Raw genomic sequence first — 26,010 nt, 5'->3', positions numbered from 1 at the left:
CGGAACAGACCGAGTCTTCGAAAAATTCTCAGGGAAAAATTCGCAGGCCGTCAGCGCCCCAGGACGCGCCAGCCGATATCCGTGCGGTGGAAGCCGCCGGGCCAGTCGATTGCGGCCACCGCCGCATAGGCGCGGTCGCGGGCGGTCTTCAGGTCCGGTCCCCGGGCGCAGACGTTCAGCACCCGTCCGCCAGAGGCCCTGAGCGTGCCGTCGGGATCGCGGCGGGTTCCGGCGTGGAACACCACCACATCGGGACCGAAGTCGGCCTCGGCGCCCTTGATCTCGCTCCCGGTCTCCGGCGCGTCGGGATAGCCCTTGGCCGCCAGCACCACGCAGACCGCCGCCTCGTCGCGCCAGACCGGCGCGGGCATGATATCCAGCTGCCCGGTGGCGCAGGCCAGCAGATAGGGGACCAGGTCGCTCTCCAGCCGCAGCATCAGGACCTGGCACTCCGGATCGCCGAATCGCACATTGAACTCGACCAGCTTGGGGCCGTCAGCCGTGGCCATCAGTTCCACGAACAGCGCCCCGCGATAGGGCGCGCCCTCGGCGGCGATGCCGGCGAAGGCCGGCTCGGCCAGGCGCGTGCGGACCTGTTCGGTCAGTTCCGGGGTGAAGACCGGCGCCGGAGAATAGGTGCCCATGCCGCCGGTATTGGGGCCTTGCTCGCCGTCGAAGGCGGCCTTGTGGTCCTGGGCGTGGCCGAACAGGATCGAGGTCTTGCCGTCGCAAAGCGCGAACAGCGAGCCGATCTCGCCCACCAGGAACTCCTCGACCACCACCCGGGCGCCCGCCCCGCCGAACCGGCCGCCGAGCACGTCGTCGATCGCCGCCTCGGCTTCGGCCAGGTCTTGCGCGATCACCACGCCCTTGCCGGCCGCCAGGCCGTCGGCCTTGATCACATAGGGTGGCTTGAAGCCAGCGAGGCCGGCCTTGGCCAGGCCGGCGTCCTCGAACACCTTGTAGCCGGCCGTGGGCAGGCCGTGGCGGTCGGTGAAGGCCTTGGTGAAGGCCTTGGAGCTTTCCAACTGGCCGGCGGCGGCCACCGGGCCGAAGCAGGAGATCTCGGCCTTCTCCAGGGCGTCGGCGAGGCCGGCCTCCACCGAGACCTCCGGTCCGATCACCACCAGGTCGGCGGCCATCTCGAGCGCCAGGGCCACCAGCCCGGGCACGTCGGTCGCCGAGACCGCGCGCAGGTCGCCCAGGGCCGCCATGCCGGGATTGCCCGGCGCAATCACCAGGCGGGCGGTGAGCGGCGAGGCGGCGATCTTCCAGGCCAGGGCGTGTTCACGCCCGCCCGAACCCACGAGAAGGATGTTCATGGCCCGGGGCTTTCGCGCGCGGCGCGCCCCGGGTCAAGCCGGTCTGGACTAGGCGTCCATGTCCAGGGAGTAGCCGGCCGATCGCACGGTGCGGATCGGGTCGCTCATCACGTCGTCACGGTTCAGCGCCTTGCGCAGACGGCCGATATGGACGTCGACGGTGCGGGCCTCGACATAGACGTCCGAGCCCCAGACCGCGTCCAGCAGCTGCTCGCGGGAGAACACCCGCCCCGGATGTTGCATCAGATAGTCCAGCAGCCGGAACTCGGTCGGCCCCAGATGGATCTCCTTGCCCTGGCGCTTCACCCGGTGAGCCACCCGATCCATGATCAGGTCGCCGATCGACACCCGGTCCTCGGCCAGGCCCGGCCGGATGCGGCGCAGCACGGCGCGGATGCGAGCCGACAGTTCGCTCATGGCGAAGGGCTTGACCACATAGTCGTCGGCCCCGGTGTCGAGGCCGCGGATCCGGTCGCTCTCCTCGCTGCGGGCGGTGAGCATGATGATCGGCACGTTGCGGCTCTCAGTGCGCTGGCGCAGCCGGCGGCAGACCTCGATGCCGGAGACCTTGGGCAGCATCCAGTCGAGCACGATCAGGTCGGGCAGGCGCTCGCTGGCCAGCGTCAGCGCCTCCTCGCCGTCGGCGGCCACGACGACGTCGTAGCCCTCCTTGTCGAGGTTGTACTGCAGCAGGGTGGAGAGGGCGTCCTCGTCCTCGACCACCAGGATGAACGGGATCACGTCAGCTGCTCCTAGGCGCGCAGAGCGTCGGTCTTGGGTCGGTCGGCCGAGATCATCTCGTCGCCGGTGATCTCGTAGTGGATGATCTCGGCGATGTTGGTGGCGTGGTCGCCGATCCGTTCCAGGTTCTTGGCCACGAACAACAGATGCGCGCAGGCAGTGATCGTGCGCGGATCGCCCATCATGTAGGTCAGCAGCTCGCGGAACAGGCTGTTATAGTGCTCGTCCACCTCGTCATCGCGGGTCCAGACCAGGATGGCGCGATCGACGTCCGAGGAGGTGTAGGCGTCCAGCACGTCCTTCAGCCGGCCGCAGACCAGTCGCCCCATGCGCTCGATCGAACGGGTCAGGGGGGCCATGGGCTCGGCGTCGGCCAGGATCAGGGTGCGCTTGGCGATGTTCTTGGCCAGGTCGCCGCAACGCTCCAGATTGGTGGCGATCTTCATCGCCGCCACGGTGCGGCGCAGGTCGTTGGCCATGGGCTGGCGCAGCGCGATCAGCCGGATCGCCTTGCGCTCGATATCGGCCTGCAGGACGTCAAGGCGCTCATCGCGCTCGACAATGGCGTCGGCCAGCGCCCGGTCGCGCTTGATCACCGCGTCCAGGCTGTCGGCCACGGCGGCCTCGGTCAGGCCGCCCATCCGCGCGCATTCGGCGGTCAGGGTGTTCAGTTCGTCCTCGTAGGACTTGACGATGTGCTCGTTCATGGCGGGGTCCTCAGCCGAAGCGGCCGGTGATGTAGTCCTGGGTGCGGGAATCGCGCGGGTTGGTGAAGATCTCGCCGGTCGACCCGGCCTCCACCAGCTTGCCCAGATGGAAGAAGGCGGTCTTCTGCGACACCCGCGCGGCCTGGGCCATGGAGTGGGTGACGATGACGATGCAGTACTGGTTGCGCAGCTCGTCGATCAATTCCTCGATCTTGGCCGTGGCGATCGGGTCGAGGGCCGAGCAGGGCTCGTCCATCAGGATCACCTCGGGGCTGACCGCGATGGCCCGGGCGATGACCAGGCGCTGCTGCTGACCGCCGGAGAGGCCGGTGCCGGGCTGGTGCAGCCGGTCGGCGACCTCGTTCCACAGGCCGGCCCGCTTCAACGACGACTCGACGATGGCCTCCAGCTCGGCCTTGCCGGTGGCGATGCCATGGATGCGCGGGCCATAGGCCACGTTCTCGAAGATGGTCTTGGGGAACGGGTTCGGCTTCTGGAACACCATGCCGACCCGGGCGCGCAGCACCACGGGGTCGATCGACTTGTCGTTGACGTCCTCGCCGTCCAGCTCGATGCGACCGCGCACCGTGCAGCCCGGGATGGTGTCGTTCATCCGGTTGATGCTGCGCAGGAAGGTGGACTTGCCGCAGCCGGACGGTCCGATCAGGGCGGTGACCGCCTTTTCCGGCACGTCGAGACCGACGTCGAACAGGGCCTGCTTGTCGCCGTAGAACACATTGACGTCGCGGGCGCGGATCTTGATCCCGGCGCCTTGAGCCGTGTCCGGAGTGCGGGCGACGGCGATGTGCATCGTCGGGGCGGCGTGGCCATCATCGTCGCGATGGCGGGGCGGAAGCGGGAATTGGCGCTGGTTCATCGAATTACCACCGACGTTCGAAGCGGCGGCGAAGCAGGATCGCGGCCATGTTCATGATGATCATGAAGGTGAGGAGGACGAGGATCGCCGCCGCCGTGCGTTCTTCGAACGCGCGCTCGGAGGCGTTTTCCCAGATGAAGACCTGGACCGGCAGGACCGTCGCCGCGCCGGTGAAGCCCTGGGGCACGCCGGGGACGAAGGAGATCATGCCGATCATCAGCAGGGGGGCCGTCTCGCCGAGCGCGTGGGCCAGGGACAGGATGGCGCCGGTCATGACACCCGGCATGGCCAGGGGCAGGACGTGGTGGAACACCGTCTGGGTGCGCGAGGCGCCGACCCCCAGGGCCGCTTCCCGGATCGAGGGCGGCACGGCCTTGAGCGCTGAGCGGGTGGCGATGATCACCGTGGGCAGGGCCATCAGCGCCATGACCAGGCCGCCGACCAGCGGTGAGGATCTGGGCACGCCCAGCCAGTTGATGAACACCGCCAGGCCCAGCAAGCCGTAGACGATCGAGGGCACGGCGGCGAGGTTGTTGATATTGACCTCGATCAGGTCGCTCCAACGCCCCTTGGGCGCGAACTCCTCCAGATAGGTCGCCGCCAACACGCCGACCGGAATGGCCAGGGAGGCGGTGACCAGCAGCATCATGGCCGAGCCGACGATGGCGCCCAGCACGCCGGCCTGTTCCGGCTCGGTGGAGTCGGACTTGGTCAGGAAGCTGATATTGAAGCCGCTCTTCACCAGATGCCTGGCCTTGAGCTTGTCCAGCCAGCCGAGCTGTTCGTTGTCGAGTTTGCGCTCCGTCTCGTCGGTCGCGCGCTTCATCTCGCCCTTGTAGTAGAGCTGGCCGTCGGCGCGGACCGGACCGGTGATCTGGAGGGTCTTGCCGATCAGGCTGGGGTCGGCCTTCACCTTCATCAGCACCTGGAAGCCGAGGTCGGTGGAGATCAGCTCCATCAGCTTGCCGGACTTCGTGCCGAGCTCGTCGTCCTTCTCGCCTAGGCGCGCCAGGGTCTGGTCGGCGATCAGGAGGTCGTAGTTGGCGCCCGACAGGTCATCGGCCTGCACCCGGGCCGGATCGACATAGACCGGCAGGGTCAGCTGGTAGTCGACGAAGGTCGTGTAGCCCTGGGCCGCGATCCGTCCGACCAGCACGGCCAGGAACAGCAGGGCGGTGATGATGGCGGCGCGGCCATAGAGCCGGAACCGTTGTTCCTCGGCATGACGCTGCTTGAGGCGCGCCTCGACGATCTTGCGCAGGGACGGCTGAGCCGTCGGAAGGGCGGCGTCAGTCATACTGTTCCCGGTACTTCTGGACGATGCGCAGGGCGATGACGTTCAACAGGAAGGTCACCCCGAACAGGGTGAGGCCAAGGCCGAAGGCGGCCAGGGTCTTGGGGCTGTCGAACTCCTGATCGCCTGTGAGCAGGGTGACGATCTGCACCGTGACGGTGGTCACGGTGTCGAGGGGATTGATGGTCATCTTGGCCTGGAGACCGGCGGCCATGGTCACGATCATGGTCTCGCCGACGGCGCGGGAGACGGCCAGCAGCATGGCGGCCATGATCCCCGGCAGGGCGGCCGGCAGCACCACCTTCTTCACGGTCTCCGACCGGGTGGCGCCCATGGCCAGGCTGCCGTCGCGCAGCGACTGCGGCACCGAATTGATGATGTCGTCGGAGAGCGAGGAGACGAAGGGGATCAGCATGATGCCCATCACCGCCCCGGCCACCAGGGCCATCTGGTTCTGGACCGCCATCAGATAGAGGCCGACGCCGTTCAGCGGCCCGCCCACCATCGTCTCGCCCAGGGCGTGGAAGCCCGTTCGGAAGATCGGACCGACCGTCAGGGCGGCGAAGAAGCCGTAGACCACGGTCGGCACCCCGGCCAGGATCTCCAGCAGCGGCTTGACCACCGCCCGCGAGAAGCCGCCGGCGTATTCCGACAGATAGATCGCCGAGAACAGCCCGATCGGCGCGGCGACGATCATGGCGATGATCATGATCAGGAAGGTGCCCGCGAACAGCGGCACGGCTCCGAACGCGCCCTTGGAGGCGTACTGATCGGAGCGCATGGCGATCTGCGGATCCCACTCGCGGCCCAGCAGGAAGTCCTGGATCGGCACGGCCTGGAAGAAGCGGATGCTTTCCCAGACCAGGGAGGCCACGATGCCGACAGTCGTCAGGATGGCGGTGATCGAGCAGATGATGAACAGGCCGGCGACCCAGCTCTCCACCTTGTTGCGCGCTCGGAAGTCGGGACGGATGCGGCGCAGCGCCAGGAACACCCCCGACAGGGCCAGGACTGCAGCGGCGGCGACCGCGCCATAGTTGATCAGCAGCTCAAGCTGCCGGGCCTGGGCCGTCTTGGCCGCGAGCGCCACACCGAGCGGGCCTTCATAGACCGTCTCGCTGGCCTGCAGGTCGTGGGCCTTGGCGCGGACGTCGTCGAAGAACACCTGCTGCTCGGCATGGGTCAGCTGGGCCACTGCGGCGGGCGGCTGGACCTTCAGCAGGGCGTCTTCCAGACGCCCGCCGAACAGCGCGGCCATCAGCACCAGGAACGCGGCGGGCGCGCCGGTCCAAAGCGCCACATAGGCCCCGTAATAGCCCGGCAGGGAATGCATGTTGCGCGGCAGACCGCCGGCCGCGACGCTGACCTTGCGACGCGCGGCGACATAGGTCGTCCCGGAAAACAGGACGAGCGCCAGAAGGGCCACCCAGGTAAGCATGTGGTCTCGTGGTTCCTGCGATTTGGAGCGTGGCGACCCGGCGATCAGGCCGCCCGGAAGCCGCGCGGACCCTGCCCTTCGAATGCTTTGGCCCTACGACAGTTTCACGACACTTTTGTTACAACGATCGGCGCGTGGCGCGTTCCCTGGCCCTTGATGGCCGCGATCAGCGGGAAATAGACCGTGAAGGTCGCTCCGGACCCCTCCTGGCTCTCGATCGCCATGCCGCCCCGGTGGCGGTTCATGATGTGCTTGACGATCGCCAGGCCGAGGCCGGTTCCGGATCGGTCACCGCTCTTCTGGCCCTCGACCCGATAGAAGCGCTCGGTGAGTCGCGGCAGGTGTTCGCGCGCCAGCCCGGGCCCGGCGTCACTGACCCGCAGCACGCCATAGACCCCGTGGACATGGTCGGGCGTCAGCAGCGCCAGGCGCGAGGCCTGGGGGAGGCGCGCCGCCACCGCCGCCTCGGCCGTCAGGCCGGTCTCGAGGGAGATGGCTACGGCGCCGCCGGTCGGGGAATATTTCAGGGCGTTGTCGATCAGGTTCTGGATGACCTGGACGATCTGGTCGCGGTCGCCGACCCCAATGGCTGCGCCAGGTCCAGGCAGGTCAGTCTCGAGCCGCACAGACTTGTCGGCCGCCAGCGGCCCCAGGGAATCGACCACATCCATCACCGCCAGGGCCAGGTCGACCTCACCCTGTGGCGCAATATGCTCGTTCAGTTCGATGCGGCTGAGCGACAGCAGGTCATCGATCAACCGCGACATCCGCTCGGCCTGGGCCTGCATGATGGTCAGGAATTTGTCGCGCGCCTTCTCGTCGGTCCGGGCGTGGCCGCGCAGGGTCTCGATGAAACCGCTGAGCGAGGCCAGAGGAGTCCGCAATTCGTGGCTGGCATTGGCCAGGAAGTCGGCGCGGGTGCGCTCGGCGCGGCGGATGTCGGTCTCGTCGCGCAGCACCAGCAGGGCGCGACGGTCGCCGTTCGGCGCCTCGTCCAGCGGCTTGGCCGAGGCCCGCCAGACCCGGTCCTGGGCGCCGCCGGCCGCATAGACCGCCTCGGCGCTGCGCCCGCCGAACAGGGCGATATCAACCGCCTCCAGCACTTCGGGATCGCGGATCACGGTGACCAGCAGGCCTGCGTCATTTTGTATCCGCAGGAATTCTCGGGCCGCGTCATTAACCAGGACGAAACGCCGGCCGGCGAGGTCATCAGGCTCATGCGCCGCGATCACCAGCACCGGGTCCGGAAGGGCGTTCACCAGGCTCGCATAGGGCGGCGGCTCACTGCGGCCCGGCTCCGCCGCCAGGGCCTGCGCGGGCGCGGCCTTGGCGGCCTCGGCCCGCTGGCCGACCAGCCACCCCAGCCCGATGACCAGCAGCGCCCCGCCCACCGCCGTCCCGGTCTCGAGCCGGCCGCTGGCCGCGAGGGCGCCGATCACCGCCGCGCCGGCGCCGGCCGCGACGAGGGCGGACGTCAGGGGACTGATCGAACCGCTCTGCGGCTGCGCCAATGCGAATCTCCAACTGGGATTTGCCAGGAGGCCCGAAGCTTATGTCAGTTGGATGACAAAGGCCCAGGCCCGGCGCGCGGCCTTCAGCTTTTCTGCGATGGGGCGGACATATTCTCTATTGGTCCGATAGGATTTATCGGGTCACAACATCAGCGAGTTCCAAGGGACTCCAAGATCGAGGGGCTAAGCGTCACATGGCTTTCAAATCCACACTTCTGGCGAGCGCCGCCATCATCGCGTTCGCCACGCCGGGCCTGGCCTCGGCCCGCACCGCCGAGGACGCCCGCATCAAGGCGCTCGAGGCCCAGGTCGCCGACCTGAAGGCCGCCGTCGAGGCCCTGAAGGCCGCCAGCGCGCCGCATGAGGCGCCCCCGGCGGTCCCGGTCGCCAGCCAGGACGACGTGGACGCGCTCCGCGCCCAGGTCGCCGACCTGAAGACCTCCACGGCCTCCAGCGTCGCGGCCCTGCGCTCCGACGCGCTCTCGACCACGGTCTCCATCGCCAATGGCAAGCCGACCATCGCCAGCGCCGACGGCAAGTTCTCGGCCACCTTCCACGGGGTGATGCAGCTCGACACCGCCAAGTACTTCCAGGACGACCACCTGCCCACGGCCGTCACCGCCCGCGACCTGAGCGGCGGGGCCAATTTCCGCCGCGCCCGGATCGGGATCGACGGCAAGGTGTTCGGCAATTTCGACTACAATATCCTCTTCGACTTCGGCGGCGGCGGAGCGGAAGACGCCGGCCGCGTGCAGGAGTTGTGGGTGCAGTATTCCGGCCTGAAGCCCTGGCGCTTCCGGGTCGGCGCCTTCGCCCCGCCGCTCGGACTTGAGGACGCGGCTTCGACCAATGGCGCCCTGTTCCCGGAACGCGCCGCAGCGGCCGATATCGCCCGCGGCCTGGCCGGCGGCGACACCCGGGTCGGCGGCGGGGTGATCGGCAATGGCGACCACTGGTTCGTCTCGGCCATCGCCACCGGCCCTCTCGTCCAGAGCCTGAACTCCGGCGCCACGGCGTTCAACGCCCCGATCTTCGACGAGCAGCAGAGCTTCGCCCTGCGCGCCGCCGCGACCCCCTGGTTCGGCTATGACTGGCTGGTCCATGTGGGCGCCAACGCCTCCGTGGTCGCCCAGCCCACCGACCTCGGCGCCTCGGCCGCCACCCGCTACGCCCTGCAGCTGCGCGAGCGGCCCGAACTGCGGGTCGACGGGACCCGGCTGGTCGACACCGGTCAGATCGATTCCAAGGGCGCCCGGGCGCTCGGCCTTGAGCTGGCCTTCCAGAAGCAGGCCCTGACCGTCGAGGGCGAGTATTTCGATATCCGCCTCGACCGCCGAAATCCGGCCGTCGGCGCCACCGATCCGAAGTTCAGCGGCTGGTACGTCGAAGGTGGCTGGATGCTGACCGGCGAGCGGCGCAAGTACAACCTGACCACCGCGGCCTTCGACGCCCCGCCGGTCGACAAGGTGTTCAATCCGCAAAAGGGCGCCTGGGGCGCCTGGGAGCTGACCGCGCGCTATTCGACGGTGGACCTGAACTACGCCGAACGCGCCCTGGTCGCCGCCAACCGCGTGCGGGGCGGCGAGCAGGACATCTGGACCCTGGGCGTGAACTGGTACCCCAACCCGGACGTCAAGTTCATGCTCGACTACTACGCCGTCAGCGTCGACCGCCTGAACGCGGCGGGCGCCCAGATCGGCCAGGACTACCAGTCGATCAATCTGAGATCTCAGCTGGCCTTCTAATTCCAACCCACCAGGGCCCCGGTGGCCGGGGCCCTGAATCTAGGACCTGTCCCATGACCAAAGATCTCCTTGCGCCCTCGCGGCGGGGATTGCTGGCGGCTGCCTCGGCGGCCGCCGCCGCGCCCAGCCTGGCCTTCGCCGCGCCCAAGCCGGTGACCCTGCTGAACGTCAGCTACGACCCGACCCGCGAGCTCTACAAGCAGATCGACGCGGCCTATGCGAAGTACTGGAAGGACAAGACTGGCCAGGACATCGTCATCAATCAGAGCCATGGCGGGTCGGGCAAGCAGGCCCGCTCGGTGATCGACGGCCTGCAGGCCGACGTGGTCACCCTGGCGCTGGCCGCCGACATCGACGAGATCGCCGCCCGGGCCCATCTGCTGCCCGCCAACTGGCAGTCGCGCCTGCCCAACAACTCCACGCCCTATTATTCGACCATCGTGTTCCTGGTCCGGAAGGGCAATCCCTGGAAGATCCGGGACTGGCCGGATCTGATCAAGCCCGGCGTCGACGTCATCACCCCCAACCCCAAGACCTCTGGCGGCGCCCGCTGGGCCTATCTGGCGGCCTGGGCGGCGGCCTTGAAGGGACCCGGCGGCAATCCGGCCAAGGCCAGGGCCTTCGTCGAATCCATCTATCGCAATGTGCCGGTGCTCGACACCGGGGCGCGGGGCTCCACCGTGACCTTCGCCCAGCGGGGCCTGGGCGACGTGCTGCTGTCCTGGGAGAACGAGGCGCACCTGGCCGGCGACGAGTTCGGCGACAAGTTCGACATCGTCTATCCGTCGAGCTCGATCCTGGCCGAGCCGCCGGTGGCCCTGGTCGACAAGGTCGTCGACCGCAGGAAGACCCGGGTGATCGCCGAGGGCTATCTGAATTTCCTCTACAGCCCGCTGGCCCAGGACATCATCGGCAAGAATTTCTACCGGCCGCGCAACCCGCAGGCCGCCGCCAAATACGCCGCCAACTTCCCGAAGATCCCGATGTCGACCATCGATGACACCTTCGGCGGCTGGAAGAAGGCCCAGGCCACCCACTTCGACGACGGCGGCGTGTTCGACCAGATCTACAAGCCGCGCTGACGGTTCCTTCCCACGCGACGCGGCCAGGGCGCGGGGGGGCTCCTCCCGCGCCCTTTCTCCATGCGCCCGGATCGCAACCTTGCGGGCGCGGGCCCGTTTCCGCCGGGTGTCCGCCGCCAACCTCATCGGAACGCTCGCGGCGCTGTGCTCCATGGCCAGCTTCGCCCCGCAGATCGCCAAGATCCTGGCCGAGCGCGACGCCAGCGCAGTGTCACTTCGCACCTATGTGGTGATGGTCGCCGGGTTCAGCCTGTGGATCGCCTATGGGCTGATGACCTCCAGCTGGCCGGTCGCGGCGTCCAATGGGGTCTGCCTGATGCTGTCCGGCGCCATCCTGGTCCTGAAGCTGCGGTTCTCCGCGAACGGCGCGGCCCGGGGCGACCTTGATCCCGCCATGGCCTCGCCCTATGCGTCGGAACGGGCCCGCAAGGCGCTCTCCCCCGGGGAAGGATCGCATGGACAGTCGACTGCAGCGGGCTCAGGCCCTGATCGAGGCGGGTCAGCGGGCCGAGGCGATTGATCTGCTCGGGGCTCTGCTGACCGAGGCGCCCGGCCAGCCCGTCACGGTCTACCGCAACATTCTGCTGCAGCATTATCGCCTGGGTCGTCACGCCGACGGCGCCGACTGGGCCGACAAGGGCCTGCTTGCATATCCTGGCGACCTGGAGATCCTGAACCTGAAGGGCGTGATGCTGCGCCGCGCCAAGCGCCTTGAAGAGGCGCTGGCGGTGTTCATCGAGCTCGCGAAGCGGTCGCCGAACAACGAGAACATCCTGGCCAATCTGGCCAATGTTCACAACGACATGCTCAATGGCGCCGCGGCGGCCAAGATCTTCCTGCAGCTGACGCGCAGATTCCCGCGCAACGCCGAATATGTCCGGCTGCTGGGCGTCGCCCTGCGGCATCAGGATCGCGGCGATCAGGCGATCACCAAGTTCCGCCAGGCCCTGGCGATCGACAAGGCCAATGTCGACGCCTGGTGCGACCTGGCCGGCTGTCTGTCGGAACAGGGCAAGACCGCCGAGGCGCTCGAGGCGATCGACAGCGGCATCGCCGCCAATCCGGGGAACATGAAGGCTCTGGAAGCCAAGGTGAAGCTGCTGCGCCAGATGCATCAGCTGCGGGTGGCCGAGACCCTGCTGGAAAGCCTGCTGCCGGCCCATGACGGCGAGGCCTGGGTCCATCACAGCCTGGGCTCGGTGATCTCGGACTACGACCGTGAACGCGGATTGGTGCATCTGCGCCGCGCCGTGGAGCTGGCGCCGAAGAACTCCGACTACGTCTTCGCCCTGGCCGAGAGCCTGGACCGCGCCCGCGGGCCCAAGGAGGCCCGGCATCTGGAGGAAGCCTATCACCTGATCCGCAACTCGGTGACCCCGGACAGGATGAAATCCGGCGAGCTGAAGGTCGCCAACGAGGTCTATGCCCGGCTCTGCGCCTTTGATGATGTCGACTCGCTCGGCTCCTTCGCCGAGGTCGGCCGGCGCTTCGTGAAGGGCGGCAAGCACACCGCCCTGCTGGCCCAGCTGGCCCGGGGGGCGGACGACGCCGACCGCCTGGAGCTGCTCGAACAGCACCGCCAGTGGGGCGCCATGGCCGTGGCCGGCGCCAGGAAGGCCCCGATCCGCCGGCCAAAGGGTCCGCCGGCCTCGGGCAAGTACCGCCTGGGCTTCATGTCCTCGGACCTGCGCCGCCACCCTGTGGCCTATTTCGCCCTGCCCCTGTTCGAACACCTGGATAGCGAGCGCTTCGAGGTGTTCTGCTATTCCTTCTCCGAAGGCGCCAGCGACGAGATCCAGGACTTCATCACCTCCAAGGTCACCGCCTTCCGCTGGGCCAAGGATGTGTCGGCCCGCGAGGCCGCCCAGCTGATCGCCGACGACGGCCTGGACATGCTGATCGAGCTCGGCGGCAGCACCCACATGAACAAGCTGTCGGCCATGGCCTATGGCGCGGCGCCCCTGCAGGCCAGCTGGCTGGGCTATCCGCACTCCGCCGGGCTGGAGACCATCGACCATCTGATCTGCGACCCGTTCAACGCCCCGCCCCGCCCCGAGCTGTTGATCGAGACCCCGCTGGTCATGCCCCGGACCTGGATCGCCCTGGGCCGCCAGATCTTCCGCGAAGCGATGGAGAACAAGCCGGACATCCCTCAGGACCGCGAAGGGGTCCTGACCTTCGGCACAGCCAACAATCCCTACAAATACACCCGCAAGGCGCTCTCCACCTGGGGCCAGGTGCTGATGCGCGTGCCCGATTCCCGGATCATGTTCGTGCGACCGGAATGCGCCTCGCCGATCTTCCGGGGCAACATCACCCGGGTTCTGCAGGCCGAGGGCGTCACCCCGGATCGCATCGTCTTCAAGGCGGTGCGCGGCGGCCACATGCCCTACTACAACGACATCGACATCAGCCTGGACACCTTCCCCCTGACCGGGGGCACCACCACCTGCGAGGCCCTGTGGATGGGGGTTCCGGTGGTCAGCCTGGTCGGGGAGGCGTTCTTTGAACGGCTGAGCTATTCGATCCTGAACAATGTCGACCTGGGCGATCTGTGCGCCGACAGCCTCGAGGGGTTTATCGATATCGCTGCCGCCCTGGCGGCCGATCCCGAACGCCGCCGCGCCCTGCGTCCGGTCATCCGTCAGCGCATGATCGAGGGCCCGCTCGGCCAGACCGAGGCCTTCGCCCGGGACTTCTACAACCTGATCGCCAAGACCGTGGAGGCGGCCCGGGTCGGCAAGAAGACCGCGACCGCCTGAGACGCACCTGGCGGCCCTGACCTAGATTCTGAAATAGTCCGACAGCAGATCGCTGGGGGCGGGGCGGAAGGTCAGGCCGCCATTCTCGCCGGGGAACGCCATGGAGCGGGCCGGCACCTCGGCGTTCACCACCCGCGCGCCTTGCGACAGGACCGCGCCGTCGCCCACCCTTGAGCGGCCGATGACGGCGCTGTTCGGATAGATGATCACCCCCTCGCCGACGACCGGAATATCCGCCCGGTGACGCCCGACCGTCGAGTTCTGGTAGAGCACCAGATGTTCGCCATAGCTCGCCTTGGCCAGTACGATGCCGACGCTGTGGCCGATGAAAAACACCTTCGGCATCTCGATCTCATAGAACAGATCGATGGCGTTCAGCGCCTTGTTCAACAGGAACAGGCGGGTGGCGGCGGGGCCGTCGGCCTCCCGCTTCCAGATCGTATTCGCTAGATAATACAAATAGATACAATATTGCGACGAGTGCAGATAATTGAACTCGCCCGGCCGCCACATGGCCACGTTGTCAATGCAGTGGCCGACCCTCGCCAGGGCCTCGTCCACGTGCCGGCCGATCACGGCGGCCATGGCGTCACGGCTGCCGTCGGGGACGACGCCCGCGGTCTGGGCGGCGGTGTAGTCGGCCAGGCTGGCCGGCGTGTGATCGATCAGTTTCATCGGTTCGACAGCTCGCGAAGATAGGCGGCCACGTGATCCTTCACCCCGCGAGGCGCGAGGCCAAGGGCCCGCAGCCGGTCGATATCAATCCGGGGCGGCGGGCTCAGTTGGTCCTGCCGACGGAAGCGGATTCGCCAGCCCCCGGCCTCGAAGCAGGCCGCCAGATCAGCGTTGCTGACCAGCTGGCCACTGGCGACATTGATCACGCCCTCGCCATCCTTGGCCATCCGGATCAGGGCCTCGGCCACATCGTCCGCATGCACATAGTCGCGGGTCACGGCCGGGCTGGAGTCGAGTTCAATGTCCCGCGTCGTGGCGGCCCGGGCCAGCCATTCCGACAGAAAGCCGGGGTCGGCGGGGCCCGCGTCATAGACATTGGCCAGCCGCGCCACCGTCCCGCGCCCGCCCATCTGGGTCAGGGTGAGGTTCTCGCCCAGCGCCTTGGAGAGGTCATAGAGGCTGCGCGGATTGTCGACGGCCAGGGACAGAGGCGCGGTCTCGCGGCCGACATCGTCGCCGGCGCTGTCATAGAGCCGGATCGAGGAGAGATAGACGAAGCGCTCGAAGCGGGCCTGGCGCGCCATGCGGCTGACCAGCTCGACATGGGCCGACACCGTGTCGAAGGGCCGCTGGATGTAGTCGGCGGTGAGGCCGGCGCAATAGATCACCTGGCCCAGGTCGCGCTCGAACAGGGCCGGGTCGCCCTTGGCCGGGGCGAACACGTCGGCGCCCTCGGCGGCCAGCCTGGCGACCACCCGCGCGCCGACGAAACCCTGGGCGCCGATGACCGTGGTCAGGCTCATCCGCCGCGCGGCCCCAGCCGGCGGGCCGGCGATCCCGCATAGATCGAATAGGGCTCAAGCTCGCCGCGCACCACGGAGCCGGCGGCCACCACGCAGCCGTCGCCGATCACCGCGCCATCCAGCACCACCACATTGGCGCCCAGCCAGACGTCCTGGCCGATGACGATGCCGCCCCGGCTGGGCTGGAAGCCCTGGTCGCGGATGCGGCGGCGGGTGTCCTTGAACTCATGGTTGGTGGGGGCCAGCGTGCAATTGGCCGCCAGCATGGAGGCGTCGCCGATCACCACCCCGTTGCCGGTATAGATCACCGTGCCGGAATTGATCGCCACGTCCTCGCCGATCACCACGTCGCCCGACCCACCCGCCGGCTTGATCTTGACGAAGGCGTCGATCATCGACCGCGCCCCCACCTGGATCAGGGTGCCGCGCACCGAGACCTCGATGTCCGCCAGGGGCGACACGTGCGCGGTGGGATCGATCTTCAGCATGGCCCTATCCTAGGCCTGGACCACGAGATCCGGATAGGTCGCATCGCGCCCGGAGATCACCCGGGGCCGCGCCGGCCAGGCGATGGCCAAGGCCGGATCGTCCCAGCGCAAGCCCTGGCCATGGCCGGGCTCGAACAGCCGGTCGATCTGGTAGAGGACGTCGGTCTGGTCCTCCAGGGTCAGGAATCCGTGGGCGAGACCTGGTCCGATCAGCAGCGCCCGGCCGTTGTCGGCGGAGAGCTCGGCGCCGGTCCAGCGCCGAAAGGTCGGGCTGTCCGGCCGCAGGTCAACCGCCACGTCGAAGATCCGTCCCCGGGTGACCCGCACCAGCTTGGCCTCCTCGTGCGGCGCATCCTGATAATGCATGCCGCGCAGGGTCAGGGCGGCGGTGTTGTGCGACAGGCTGGTCTGCAAGGGCGTGAAGGGATGGCCGGCATCGGCGAAATCCCGGGCGCAGTGCAGCCGGGCGAAATGGCCACGGTCATCCGCCGCCGGATCGAGGTCGACCAGCACCACCCCGGCGATCTCGGTCGGGGCGAAGCGCATCAGCCGATCACCTCGGTTCGCGGGGTGGCGACCACGAACTGGCCGCCCCAGTCCTTGATCAGACCCAGCTGCCCCATGATCTCGTCCTTCAGGTTCCAGGGCAGGATCACCAGATAGTCGGGACGGATCTCGGCCACCTTGGCCGGGGCAAGGGTCGGGATGTGACTGCCGGGCAGGAAGCGGTCCTGCTTGTGGGGATTGGCGTCGAAGGCCGCCACGATGTCGGCCGCCGTCACACCGCAGGAATTGAGGAAGGTGTTGCCCTTGGCCGCCGCGCCATAGGCCGCCACCGTCTTGCCCTCGGCCTTGGCCTTGGCGAGGAAGGCCAGGAAGTCGTGTTGCACGGCCTCGACCTGCCGGGCGAAACCGCCATAGGTCTCCAGCCGGTCCAGGCCGGCGGCGTGCTCACGGGCCCGCAGATCCCGCAGGGCCTGGGTCTCGGCATGGCTTGACGCCAGATGGGCGCAGAACACCCGCAGCGATCCGCCATGGGTGGGCAGGAGCTCGATGTCGAAGGGGCGCATGCCGTTGGCGCGCAACACCTTCTCCACCGCCAGCAGCGACAGATAGCTGAAGTGCTCGTGATAGATGGTGTCGAACTGCACCTTCTCGATGAGGTTCAGGAGGTGCGGGAATTCGAAGGTCAGCACGCCCTCTGGCTTCAGCACCAGGGGGAAGCCCGCCACGAAGTCGCCGATGTCCGGCACGTGGGCCAGCACATTGTTGCCCGCCATCAGGTCGGCGGCCACGCCCCGGGCCGCCAGCGCGCCAGCGGTCGCGGCGTTGAAGAACATCACCTCGGTGGGTACGCCCCGCGCCACGGCGGCTTCCGCCGTATTGGCGGTGGGCTCGATGCCCAGCACGGGCACGCCTGCGGCTACGAAGTGCTGCAGCAGATAGCCGTCATTGCTGGCCACCTCGATGACCAGGGACTTTGGCCCCAGGCTGAAGCGAGCGGTCATCGCGGCCGCATAGCGCTTGGCGTGGGCGACCCAGCTCTCCGAATAGGAGGAGAAATAGGCGTAGCCCTCGTCGAAGATGTCGTCCGCCGCCACCGGGTCCTCGGCCTGGACCAGGAAGCAGGTTCCGCAGACCCAGGTGCGCAGGGGATAGGCGCGCTCTGTCCCCGCCGCCAGCTGGGCTGGGGTCAGATAGCTGTTGGCCAGGGGCTGGTCGCCCAGGTCCAGGAACAGCTGGGTCAGGGGGGCATGGCAGAAGCGACAGGCAAGCGAGGTCATGTCAGGTTTCCGTAGCGCGCAATCTGCTCGCGACACAAGGCGAGCGCCGCCTCCCCATCCGCCTCGCGCCGATACCAATCCATGGTCCAGTCCACGGCGTCAGGCGCCGCCAGCCGGCTTTCGAAGCCCAGCACCTGGCGCGCTAGGCTGGCGTCGATGCCGAGCGACTGGGCTTCGAGCGACTGGGGATCGGGTTCGTGGCGCCAGGGCCGGGCGCCCAGGGCCTCGACCGCGCGGGTGGCGAGCTGGCCGACCGTGACCTCCGCGCCCCCAGGACGGGGCCCGAAGTTCAGGGCGCGCGGCGCGGCGCGGTCCTGGGCCAGGCGCTGGAGATAGACCAGATAGCCGGCGACGCAGTCGAGCACATGCTGCCAGGGTCGCGTGGCTTGCGGGTGGCGCAGGACGGTCTCGCCCTGACCGCGGCCCGCCCGGACGATGTCGGCCACCAGCCGGTCGCGGGAGAAGTCGCCGCCGCCGATGACATTGCCGCCCCGGGCGGTGGCGAGCGGCACACCGGCCCGGTCATAGAAGCTGCGGGCGAAGCTTTGGACGATGATCTCGGCCGCCGCCTTGGAGGCCGAATAGGGATCCTTGCCGCCCAGGGCGTCGCCTTCGGCGAAGGCGCGGCCGGTCTCGGCGTTGGCGTAGACCTTGTCGGAGGTGACCACCAGCACCGCCTGCAGGGCGGGCTGGGCCCGCAGCGCCTGCAGCAGATGCGCCGTACCCATCACATTGGAGCCGAAGGTGCCGATCGGATCCTCGATCGAAGCGCGGACAATCGGCTGGGCGGCCATGTGCAGAACGAGATCGAAGGTCTCACCCTCCAGCGCGGCGGCCAGGGCGTCGAGGCTGCGCAGGTCGACGATCCGCGAACGGACCAGGTCGCCCACCCCCGCCAGTTCATAAAGCGCCGGGGTCTGGTCGGGGGCCAGGGCCAGGCCGGTGACCTGGGCGCCCAGGGCCTGGAGCCACACCGCCGCCCACGAGCCCTTGAACCCCGTATGGCCGGTCAGCAGGATGCGCTTGCCGGCCCAGAAGGCCGGGTCGGGCTGGCTCACGACCAGAGCCGCCACGGCGCCTTGCCCGTCGCCCAGAGATCTTCCAGGTGATTCTTGTCGCGCAGCGTATCCATGCCGGTCCAGAAGCCGTGGTGATGGAAGGCCATCAGCTCGCCGTCCCGGGCGAGGCTTTGCAGGGGGTCCAGTTCCCAAGGCATCTCGTCGCCGGAAATGCGCGCGATCACTTCGGGCTGCAGGACAAAGAAGCCGCCATTGATCACCCCTTCGTCGCCCGGAGGCTTCTCGACGAAGCGCTGCACGGCGCCGTCCTGGATCTCCAGCGCGCCATAGCGACCCGGGGGGGACACGGCGGTCACCGTGGCCTGGCGGCCATGGGAGCGGTGGAAATCGCCCAGGGCCTTGATGTCCACATCGGCGATGCCGTCGCCATAGGTCATGAAGAACGGCTCGCCCGGCGTCAGATAGCTGGCCACCCGCTTCAGCCGGCCGCCGGTCATGGTCTCCAGCCCGGTCTCGATCAGGGTGACTTTCCAGGGCTCATGATGGGTGGCGTGGTACTCAATACTGCCCTTCGCCAGGTCGACCGTGAAGTCGGCGTTGTGGAGCACGTAGTTGGCGAAGTACTCCTTGATCACATAGCCCTTGTAACCCAGGCAGATGATGAACTCGTCCACACCATGGTGCGAGAACAGCTTCATGATGTGCCAAAGGATCGGCCGGCCGCCGATCTCGATCATCGGCTTGGGGCGCAGATGGCTCTCTTCGGAGATCCGGGTGCCAAGGCCGCCCGCGAGAATGACGGCCTTCATGGCGCGGAACAGGGCCCAGGCCGGCGCGTGGCGTGTTCGACCGAAGACTGCATGTCCCACCCCTCAGAATGACACCGGCCGCGGAGGCGCGCGGTTCACCAGACGTCCTTGGCTATTACCTTGGATCGACGGCCGTATGAAGGTGTATCGATCCTGGACCGGTGATCGATCCGGACAGAGGGGGGCCCGTGACGCCACTGGTGAACTTCATCGTCATAGGCGCCCAGAAGGCCGGGACCACGGCCCTGTTCGACTATATGGGCGACATGCCCGGGATCAGTCTGTCGCGGACCAAGGAGGTCCACTTCTTCGACGACGAGACCGTCGACTGGACGGCGCCGGACTATGGGCCCTACCACGCCCAGTTCGAGGCTGAGGCGGGGGGGCAGGTCGGCGAGGCGACACCGATCTACGCCTATTGGCCCGGCGCCCTTGAGCGGATCAAGACCTACAATCCGCGAATGAAGCTGGTCCTGATGCTGCGCGATCCGGTGGAGCGGGCCTGGTCGCATTGGCGGATGGAATTTGGCCGGGGGGCCGAAACCGAGCCCTTCGGCTGGTGTATCCGACAGGGGCGTCAGCGACTGTTCGATCAACAGCCCTGGGGCTGTCACCGGGAGTTCTCCTATGTCGAGCGGGGCTTCTATGGCGAACAGGTCGAGCGGCTGTTCGCCCTGTTCCCCCCCGCGCAGGTGCTGCTGCTGCAGGCTGACCAGCTGAGGACTGACCCGGACATGACCCTGGGGCGCCTGGCGCGTTTCCTGGGAGCCCCGGAGCCGGTGAAGGTGGAGCCCCGGGAAATTCACGTGGGCCGCGAGTTCGAGGGGCTGACGACCGAGGATGTCGAATACCTGCGAAAGGTCTATTCCCGGGACAGGCTAAGGCTCAAGGCCCTGACCGGGCTGGAACTGGGCTAGCCGCTGGGCCGGGGGTTCATTCGGCAAATTCGCATTTTGGGCGACTTCCGGCGGCTTGATCTCTTTCCTGGGACCAAGGATTGAGTTACAGTCTGTTGTCAGCCTAGCTCTCCAGGGCTGTGTCGCTTTGGCCGGGCTGTGATCTCTGCGGGTTGCAGCCCGGTCTTTAGCATCGTCTGGGAGCCTGCGGCTCAGGTCAGTTCGATCTTCCGCCCGATAATCTCGATCACACCGAACTTCGCCAGCCAGAGCAGGCCGCGCTCGACAAATGGGCGCCTGGACTGCGGAAAGCCGCTGGCGAGTTCGCCCGCCGTCATGGGCGAGCGGCCCGAAAGGGTCACCAGGGTTTGGTGGGTCTCCTCGGCCGTGGGGAAGTTCACCCGACCAATACGGGCCAGAGGCGTGGCGAGCACGGCCTCCGCGGCCGCGACGGTCAGGGTCGGAGTCCAGCGGATCTCCGTCGAGGGCGTGAGAACCTCCGTCGGATAGCCTGAGAACAGGCGGAAGGGATCCATGTGCCAGGGGTTCTCGGACAGGCTGGGGGGAATCGGGGCCGCCGGCGGCGCCGCGAGACGGCGCGCCTGCAGCTCGCTCCACAGGGCCTGGTACTGGGGGATGATCTGGGCCCAGTCGAAGACCGCGACAGCCTGGGCCCGGGCCGTTGCGCCCATGCTGCGCCGCAGCTCCGGATGGGTCGCCAAGCGCGCGATCGCGGTCGCTGCGGCGTCCAGGTCGATGGCGGTCGACTGGGCCGCGGCGGCGACATAGGTCCGGTAGTCGATCCAATGGTTGGCCATGGCGAATGAGAGGTCTTGCCCCGTTCCTGCCCGTGGCGCGTAGGTCGGGATGCGGAAGCCATCGCGCTCGTGGCGGACCGTATCGCGATATCCGTCCCAATCGGTCACCACGCAGGGGAGCCCCGCCGACATGGCCTCGATGGGGGTCAGGCCAAAGGTCTCCTGGATATTGTCAGAGAGGCTGAGGAAGAAGTCGGCGACCGACCAGATGCTGAACCGGGTCTCGGGGGGGCGACCGTCGACCTCCCGGTACTCGACCGAGGGACATAGGGCGCGGATCTGGTCGTGGAATCCGCCCTTGATCAGCGCATCCGCCCCCCAGCCCGCAGCGACCCAGTAGAGGGTCTTGCCCGTCTTGGCGCAGGCGCGTTCGAGGGCCAGGGCCATGAGGGCCGGGTTCATTTTGCTCTGCGGGTCAAAGCGACCGACATAGAGGGCGACCACCGCGTCGTCGGGGATGTTGAGCTTTTCCCGCCAGGCTTTGCGATGGCCGGGATCGGCGGCGAAGTCGGAGGTGTTGACGCCCAGGGGGATGGTGGCGCGCTGAGCTTCGGGATGCTGGCGGGGCCCGAACTGCCAGGTGTGATAGTCGCGAATGGCCTCGAGCTCGGTCTCGACACTGGCCCGCACGGCCCGCGAGGTGCAGATCATCGCGTCCCAGGCTTCGGTGGGGCTGGTGATCAGTTCGCCGATCGCGCGCATGGCGGCGGCGGTGGCGGTGGTGTGTGTGATGCCACAGATCGAATAGGCCGTGCGGCCGGTGGGCCAGCGCATCCAGGCTTCGTGGCCGATTTCGGGGATTGGCATGTTCAGAACGCCGGGCTCGGCCAAGGCGTGGCGGGCGTGGCGGGCGATCCAGGTCTGCGGCTTCGGGATCTGCTCGATGCCGTTGACGAAGGCCCGCATCTCCTCAGGTGGCCGGTTTGTGACGTTGTAGAAATGGTAGTGGTCGACGTCGGCGTTGCGGATGAAGCCGCGCAGGAAGCTTTCGCCAGCCGAGTGTCGCCCCATCAGTTCGCCGGTCGCGGTATTGTATCCGTCGGGGTGGAGGTAGAACGCGGCATTCGACATGCCGGCGTTTTAGCGCGCAGCCGACAGCGGTCCAACTGGATTTCCGCGCAAAGAAAAGGGGCCGCCCAGAGGGCGGCCCCAAGACTTTTTCGTCCAAGCCGAAGCTTAGATGATGCTGGTGTACGAGATGTCCGCCAGCGTCTTACCGATGAGGACCACAGCGTCGGTCGGCGTGGAGCCGGTCGAAGCGGTGAACACCACGACGTCCGAACCCACCTGGATCGCGACGGTCTTGATCGTCGTGCTGATGAGGCCCGCAGCGACGGTTTGAGCCGTCGCATAGTCCGCAGCGCTGGTCTCGACGTAGTTGGTCGAGGTGCCGGCCACGGCGAAGTCGAGGAAGTCGTCCGAACCCCAGTCGGTGATCTGGTCGAGCGAACCGGCCACCGTGCTCGTGTCGCCGCTGGCGAACACGAAGGTGTCGGCGCCGCCGCCGCCGGTCATGATATCCTTACCGGCGCCGCCGGTGATGATGTCATTGCCCGCGCCGCCGTTGATGGTGTCGTTGCCACCAAGCGTCGTGATGGTGTCGTCGCCACCGCCGGAGTTGATGGTGTTGGCGCCAGCGCCCGCGACGATGGTGTCGTTACCAGCGCCCGAGGTGATGGTGTCGTTACCCGTACCCGAGGTGATGGAGTTGACGCCGTCGCCGGCGACGATGGTGTTGTTACCATTGCCCGCGAGGATGGTGTCGTTACCAGCGCCCGTGGTGATGGAGTCGTTGCCGTCCAGGGTGGTCACGGAGTTGACGCCGTCACCAGCCGAGACCGTGATGGCGCCGGTGCCGGTGCCAGTGATCGTGATGGTGTCGTTGCCAGCGCCCGTCGTGACCGAGATCACTTGGTTGCTAGCGTCCGTGGCGTCCGTGGCGGTGTTGTTACCAGCGCCCAGGTCGATCACGTCATTGCCGCCAGCGGCGCCCGTGAAGGTGTCGTTGCCAGCGCCAGCCGTAACCGTGTCGACGCCCGCGCCGCCCGTGATGGAGTTGTTGCCTTCACCAGCCGAGAGGGTGTCGTTGCCGCCGCCGCCGACGATCGTGTCGTTGCCAGCGCCACCGGAGATGGTGTCGGTGCCAGCGCCACCGGTGAGGGTGTCGTTGCCGTTACCGCCGTCGATGGAGTCCTTACCGCCGCTGCCGACGATGGTGTCGTTGCCGTCACCGCCGACGAGGGTGTCGTTGCCGGCGCCGCCCGTCAGGTTGTCGTTGCCGAGGTCGCCGGAGATGTAGTCGCCGCCGCCGCCCGAAGCGACGATGGTGTCATCGCCTTGACCGCCGTACAGGGAGTGAACGCCCGCGTCCGTCGCCGAGATGACGTCGTCGCCCGCGTTACCTTGAACAACGCCCGTGGTGCCGGCGCCGCCACCCGCGAGGGTGAACTTGTCGTCGCCGTCGCCGCCGGCCAGGGTCGTGCTGCCCGTGGCGGTGGCCGAGATGCTGTCGTCGCCGGTGCCGCCCGAAACGTTCAGGTTCTTACCGGTGACAGTCAGGGTGTCATTGCCCGCGTCGCCAGCGACAGTGCTGGAGCCGGTGCCCGTGACAGTGACCGAGTCAGCGCCGTTGCCGCCGGAGATGGTGGCGAGTTCGGTCGAAGCGGCCAGCGCGTCGGTGATGGTGTCAGTGCCTTCACCGCCGGAGATGGAGTCGCTGCCGCCGCCGCCGGCGATGGTGTCGTTGCCCAGATCGCCGAAGATCAGGTCAGCGCCGGCGCCGCCGGTGATGCTGTCAGTGCCTTGACCGCCATAGATCGTGTTGCTGGCGGTGCTGCCCGTGACGGCCAGGGTGTCGTCACCCAGGTTGCCCTGGACGAAGTTGCTGCCCGTGCCGGCGTCGACAGTGTCGTCGCCTTGACCGCCGTAGATGGTGTCCGAACCAGCGCCGCCCGTGAGGGTGTCGTTGCCTTGGTTGCCCTGCAGGAAGTCATTGCCCGAGCCGCCAGCCATGGTGTCGGCGCCGGCCAGGCCGTACGCGCCGTCGCCACCGGCGGAACCGGTGAAGGCGGTGTCGGCGCCGGTCGAACCCACATAGAGCTGCGAGCCGTCCAGGAAGTCATAGGAGCCGGCAGCGCTGCCGACCGAGTGCGCGGTGCTGATGGCCGTGACCGAGAAGGTCAGGGACTTCGAACCCAGCGTGATGGTCACCGATTCAACGGTGGTCGCAGTCGCGACGTTGTAGACGACGATCGCGGAAGAACCGCTCACGCCCGTTGTTGAGAAAGAGAGCGTGTCCGTGCCGGCGAACGCGGTTGCGTCCGTCTGCGTCATGCTCTCGAATGTGTAGTTCGCCATTGTTCTCTCCAGTCTGTGTCACATGGACCCTGGCACGCTTGACCCCTGTCCGAAGGAGTGGTCCCAGCGATCCATCTTACTTTCACCATAGCATGGCTGCGGCGAAGGTTAAACGAGCCCGATGAAGACGTATCGGAAGCGTGGAATTTGCGCAACAGCAAAAACCGGAGGCGAGGCCTGCTTCATCAGCAATATCGAGGCCTCACACCCGCTGATCTTCAGGGCTCACGCAGGGCGTCGCCAATGGTGTCGGTGAGCGGGCTGATCACATAGGACAAGATCGTCTTGCTGCCCGTCACGATCATCGCCTGGGCCGGCATGCCGGGGGTGAGTCGGGCTTCCTTCGGCAGCTTCGCCAGTTCTGAGGGGGATATGGTCAGCTCGGCCGTGAAGTAGGCGCGTCCGGTTTTGGCGTTCTCCAGCAGGTCGGCCGAGACCGTCCGCACGACGCCTTCGACCGGCGGCACCTTGCGGGCGTTGAAGGCGCTCAGGCGCACCTTGGCCTTCATGCCGACCCGAACATGGTCAATATCCTGCGGCCTGATCTCAGCCTCGATGACCAACGGCGCGTTGGCGGGCACGATCTCCATCAGCACTTCGCCGGCCCCGACGGCGCCCCCCACCGTGTGCTGGGACAGGCTGAGCACATAGCCGTCAACCGGTGAGCGCACGGTGGTGTCGTCCAGCATTTCGCGCGCCGCGATCAGGCGTGGCCGGGAATCGGCCGCCCCCGATTGCATCTGGCGCAGGCCGTCGGCGGCCTGGCTGACGCGCTGATCCTTCTGGGCGGCGAGCTGATAGCGGGTCTCGCCCACCTGCTGGCGCAGCCGGTTCAGGTCCGAGACCAGGCCGCCGCGACGGCCCGCGAGATCGGCGAGGCTGCGTTGGTAGCGCAGGATCAGGGTCTTGGGGGCGTAGCCCTTCTCATAGAGGGTCTGATAGCCCGCCAGCTCCTCGTTGGTCAGCTTCACGCTGTCATCGAGCGCGTCGATCTGGGCCTGGACCCCCTGGGCCTGGGTCTGAATCTGTTCGACGCGCTGGTTCAGAATATCATTCTGGCTGTCGAAGAACTGCAGGCGGGTGGTGAACAGCAGGTCCTGGTCGTGGACCAGGCCGGCCACGCGCGGGTCGCTCAGCCGGGCGGTCAGTTCCTCCGGATATTTCACCGACTTGCGCCCGGTGGCCTCGGCCTCGTAGCGCGCGCCCTGGGCGATGAAGGTGTCGTATTGATTCTGCACCACGTCGTTGGTCATGCGCGGCTGCAGGTCGCTGAGCGTCAGCAACACCTGGCCGGCGGCGACCCGCTGGCCTTCCTTGACGAAGATGCCGCGCACCGTCCCCGGCTGCAGATGGCGGATCACCTTGCGGTTCGATTCCACCCGCACCAGGGCCTGGGCGACCGTGGCGCTCTCAATCGGCGAGACGGCCGCCCAGATCACGAAGCCGATCAGGAAGACGCCGACGATCGCGCCCCCCTTGGTCATGGTGTCCTTCAGACGACGATCGGCGTCGCGATCGTCGGCGGGCGCGGCCTCGGTGAACATCGAGGGGACCAGGGACTTGGGCGCCAGGTTCTTGAACGGTCCGATTTCCATGCGCATCAACCCGCCTCCACCGCGCGGGGCCCGGCCTGCGGCGTGATTCGCGCCATCACCTGCTCGCGGGGCCCAAACAGTTCGATCCGCCCCTCGCGCAGCACCAGCATCTTGTCGGCGGAGCGCAGGATCGACGGCTTGTGCGACACCACCACGATGGTGCTGCCCCCGGCCTTCAGGGTGTCCAGAGCCGCCATCAAGGCCTCTTCGCCGTCCGCGTCGAGGCTGGCGTTGGGTTCATCCAGGACGATGAAGCGCGGATTGCCCAGCAGGGCGCGGGCCAGGCC

22 protein-coding genes and 1 pseudogene are annotated in these 26,010 nt (G+C 67.6%); 5 read left to right on the top strand and 18 right to left on the bottom strand.

Annotated features, from left to right (window positions below):
* Nucleotides 1-50: 50 nt before the first annotated feature.
* The 7 genes from purD to Q7P21_RS04600 form a co-directional block, all read right to left on the bottom strand.
* Nucleotides 51-1,322 carry a phosphoribosylamine--glycine ligase gene (gene purD, locus Q7P21_RS04630; RefSeq protein ID WP_304175959.1) on the bottom strand — a complete coding sequence of 424 codons (1,272 nt, stop codon included), beginning with the start codon at nucleotides 1,320-1,322 and terminating at the stop codon, nucleotides 51-53.
* Between the two features lie 48 nt (nucleotides 1,323-1,370).
* Nucleotides 1,371-2,063, bottom strand: coding sequence for a phosphate regulon transcriptional regulator PhoB (gene phoB / locus Q7P21_RS04625; protein WP_304167372.1), 693 nt, complete (start codon nucleotides 2,061-2,063; stop codon nucleotides 1,371-1,373).
* Between the two features lie 11 nt (nucleotides 2,064-2,074).
* On the bottom strand, nucleotides 2,075-2,770 hold the full coding sequence (phoU, locus tag Q7P21_RS04620; RefSeq protein ID WP_304167375.1) for a phosphate signaling complex protein PhoU: 696 nt from the start codon (nucleotides 2,768-2,770) through the stop codon (nucleotides 2,075-2,077).
* Nucleotides 2,771-2,780: 10 nt separating this feature from the next.
* Nucleotides 2,781-3,581, bottom strand: coding sequence for a phosphate ABC transporter ATP-binding protein PstB (gene pstB / locus Q7P21_RS04615; protein ID WP_369695333.1), 801 nt, complete (start codon nucleotides 3,579-3,581; stop codon nucleotides 2,781-2,783).
* 70 nt (nucleotides 3,582-3,651) lie between these two features.
* On the bottom strand, nucleotides 3,652-4,944 hold the full coding sequence (gene pstA / locus Q7P21_RS04610; RefSeq protein WP_304175957.1) for a phosphate ABC transporter permease PstA: 1,293 nt from the start codon (nucleotides 4,942-4,944) through the stop codon (nucleotides 3,652-3,654).
* A complete protein-coding gene (gene pstC, locus Q7P21_RS04605) occupies nucleotides 4,937-6,379 on the bottom strand; it encodes a phosphate ABC transporter permease subunit PstC (protein WP_304175955.1) in 1,443 nt (480 codons plus the stop codon). The genes pstA and pstC overlap by 8 nt, the downstream gene beginning before the upstream one ends.
* Before the next feature lie 104 nt (nucleotides 6,380-6,483).
* The gene (locus tag Q7P21_RS04600) at nucleotides 6,484-7,890 is read right to left on the bottom strand and encodes a cell wall metabolism sensor histidine kinase WalK (RefSeq protein ID WP_304165577.1); all 1,407 of its coding nucleotides are present in this window, start codon (nucleotides 7,888-7,890) and stop codon (nucleotides 6,484-6,486) included.
* Nucleotides 7,891-8,084: 194 nt separating this feature from the next.
* Between Q7P21_RS04600 and Q7P21_RS04595 the strand changes: the two genes are divergently transcribed.
* From Q7P21_RS04595 to Q7P21_RS04580, 4 genes are all read left to right on the top strand, one after another.
* Nucleotides 8,085-9,635 (top strand): OprO/OprP family phosphate-selective porin, encoded by a 1,551-nt coding sequence (locus Q7P21_RS04595; RefSeq protein WP_304165579.1) that lies wholly within the window; start codon nucleotides 8,085-8,087, stop codon nucleotides 9,633-9,635.
* Between the two features lie 53 nt (nucleotides 9,636-9,688).
* Complete coding sequence (locus tag Q7P21_RS04590; protein ID WP_304165581.1) at nucleotides 9,689-10,717, top strand: sulfate ABC transporter substrate-binding protein; 1,029 nt, start codon at nucleotides 9,689-9,691, stop codon at nucleotides 10,715-10,717.
* A 79-nt stretch (nucleotides 10,718-10,796) separates the two neighbouring features.
* The gene (locus Q7P21_RS20470; protein WP_368670080.1) at nucleotides 10,797-11,237 is read left to right on the top strand and encodes a SemiSWEET family sugar transporter; all 441 of its coding nucleotides are present in this window, start codon (nucleotides 10,797-10,799) and stop codon (nucleotides 11,235-11,237) included.
* The gene (locus Q7P21_RS04580; protein ID WP_304165583.1) at nucleotides 11,173-13,479 is read left to right on the top strand and encodes a tetratricopeptide repeat protein; all 2,307 of its coding nucleotides are present in this window, start codon (nucleotides 11,173-11,175) and stop codon (nucleotides 13,477-13,479) included. Before Q7P21_RS20470 ends, Q7P21_RS04580 begins: the two co-directional genes overlap by 65 nt.
* A 21-nt stretch (nucleotides 13,480-13,500) precedes the next feature.
* Here the strand turns inward: Q7P21_RS04580 and Q7P21_RS04575 are convergent, their stop codons facing one another.
* From Q7P21_RS04575 to rfbF, 7 genes are read right to left on the bottom strand one after another with little or no spacing between them, the layout of a single operon-like run.
* A complete protein-coding gene (locus tag Q7P21_RS04575) occupies nucleotides 13,501-14,154 on the bottom strand; it encodes a hypothetical protein (RefSeq protein WP_304175953.1) in 654 nt (217 codons plus the stop codon).
* A complete protein-coding gene (locus Q7P21_RS04570; protein ID WP_304165587.1) occupies nucleotides 14,151-14,957 on the bottom strand; it encodes an NAD(P)-dependent oxidoreductase in 807 nt (268 codons plus the stop codon). Before Q7P21_RS04570 ends, Q7P21_RS04575 begins: the two co-directional genes overlap by 4 nt.
* The gene (locus tag Q7P21_RS04565) at nucleotides 14,954-15,445 is read right to left on the bottom strand and encodes a DapH/DapD/GlmU-related protein (RefSeq protein ID WP_304175951.1); all 492 of its coding nucleotides are present in this window, start codon (nucleotides 15,443-15,445) and stop codon (nucleotides 14,954-14,956) included. Before Q7P21_RS04565 ends, Q7P21_RS04570 begins: the two co-directional genes overlap by 4 nt.
* Before the next feature lie 9 nt (nucleotides 15,446-15,454).
* Nucleotides 15,455-15,991: a dTDP-4-dehydrorhamnose 3,5-epimerase gene (rfbC, locus tag Q7P21_RS04560; RefSeq protein ID WP_304165591.1), complete on the bottom strand. Its 537-nt coding sequence runs from the start codon at nucleotides 15,989-15,991 to the stop codon at nucleotides 15,455-15,457.
* Nucleotides 15,991-17,229 (bottom strand): class I SAM-dependent methyltransferase, encoded by a 1,239-nt coding sequence (locus tag Q7P21_RS04555; protein WP_304175949.1) that lies wholly within the window; start codon nucleotides 17,227-17,229, stop codon nucleotides 15,991-15,993. The genes rfbC and Q7P21_RS04555 overlap by 1 nt, the downstream gene beginning before the upstream one ends.
* On the bottom strand, nucleotides 17,226-18,287 hold the full coding sequence (gene rfbG, locus Q7P21_RS04550) for a CDP-glucose 4,6-dehydratase (protein ID WP_304175947.1): 1,062 nt from the start codon (nucleotides 18,285-18,287) through the stop codon (nucleotides 17,226-17,228). Before rfbG ends, Q7P21_RS04555 begins: the two co-directional genes overlap by 4 nt.
* Nucleotides 18,284-19,057: a glucose-1-phosphate cytidylyltransferase gene (gene rfbF / locus Q7P21_RS04545; protein WP_304165613.1), complete on the bottom strand. Its 774-nt coding sequence runs from the start codon at nucleotides 19,055-19,057 to the stop codon at nucleotides 18,284-18,286. Before rfbF ends, rfbG begins: the two co-directional genes overlap by 4 nt.
* Before the next feature lie 188 nt (nucleotides 19,058-19,245).
* On the opposite strand from rfbF, the gene Q7P21_RS04540 reads away from it, so the two are divergent.
* Nucleotides 19,246-19,974, top strand: coding sequence for a sulfotransferase domain-containing protein (locus Q7P21_RS04540; RefSeq protein ID WP_304165596.1), 729 nt, complete (start codon nucleotides 19,246-19,248; stop codon nucleotides 19,972-19,974).
* A 191-nt stretch (nucleotides 19,975-20,165) separates the two neighbouring features.
* Here Q7P21_RS04540 and Q7P21_RS04535 read toward each other — a convergent pair whose 3' ends face one another.
* The 4 genes and pseudogenes from Q7P21_RS04535 to Q7P21_RS04520 all read right to left on the bottom strand — a co-directional run.
* A complete protein-coding gene (locus Q7P21_RS04535; protein WP_304175945.1) occupies nucleotides 20,166-21,842 on the bottom strand; it encodes a glycosyltransferase family 4 protein in 1,677 nt (558 codons plus the stop codon).
* 105 nt (nucleotides 21,843-21,947) lie between these two features.
* Entirely contained in the window at nucleotides 21,948-24,128 is a 2,181-nt protein-coding gene (locus Q7P21_RS04530) for a calcium-binding protein (RefSeq protein ID WP_304165600.1), read from the bottom strand.
* A 218-nt stretch (nucleotides 24,129-24,346) separates the two neighbouring features.
* A complete protein-coding gene (locus tag Q7P21_RS04525; RefSeq protein ID WP_304175943.1) occupies nucleotides 24,347-25,729 on the bottom strand; it encodes an HlyD family type I secretion periplasmic adaptor subunit in 1,383 nt (460 codons plus the stop codon).
* Nucleotides 25,729-26,010: pseudogene (locus tag Q7P21_RS04520) on the bottom strand (type I secretion system permease/ATPase); the annotation flags it as partial. The pseudogene Q7P21_RS04520 and the gene Q7P21_RS04525, both read right to left, overlap by 1 nt.

The organism is Phenylobacterium aquaticum, from assembly GCF_947378715.1.
Taxonomy (GTDB): domain Bacteria; phylum Pseudomonadota; class Alphaproteobacteria; order Caulobacterales; family Caulobacteraceae; genus Phenylobacterium; species Phenylobacterium aquaticum_A.
The sequence above is the reverse complement of the archived record's forward strand: the minus strand, read 5'-3'. Positions and strand labels throughout refer to the sequence as shown.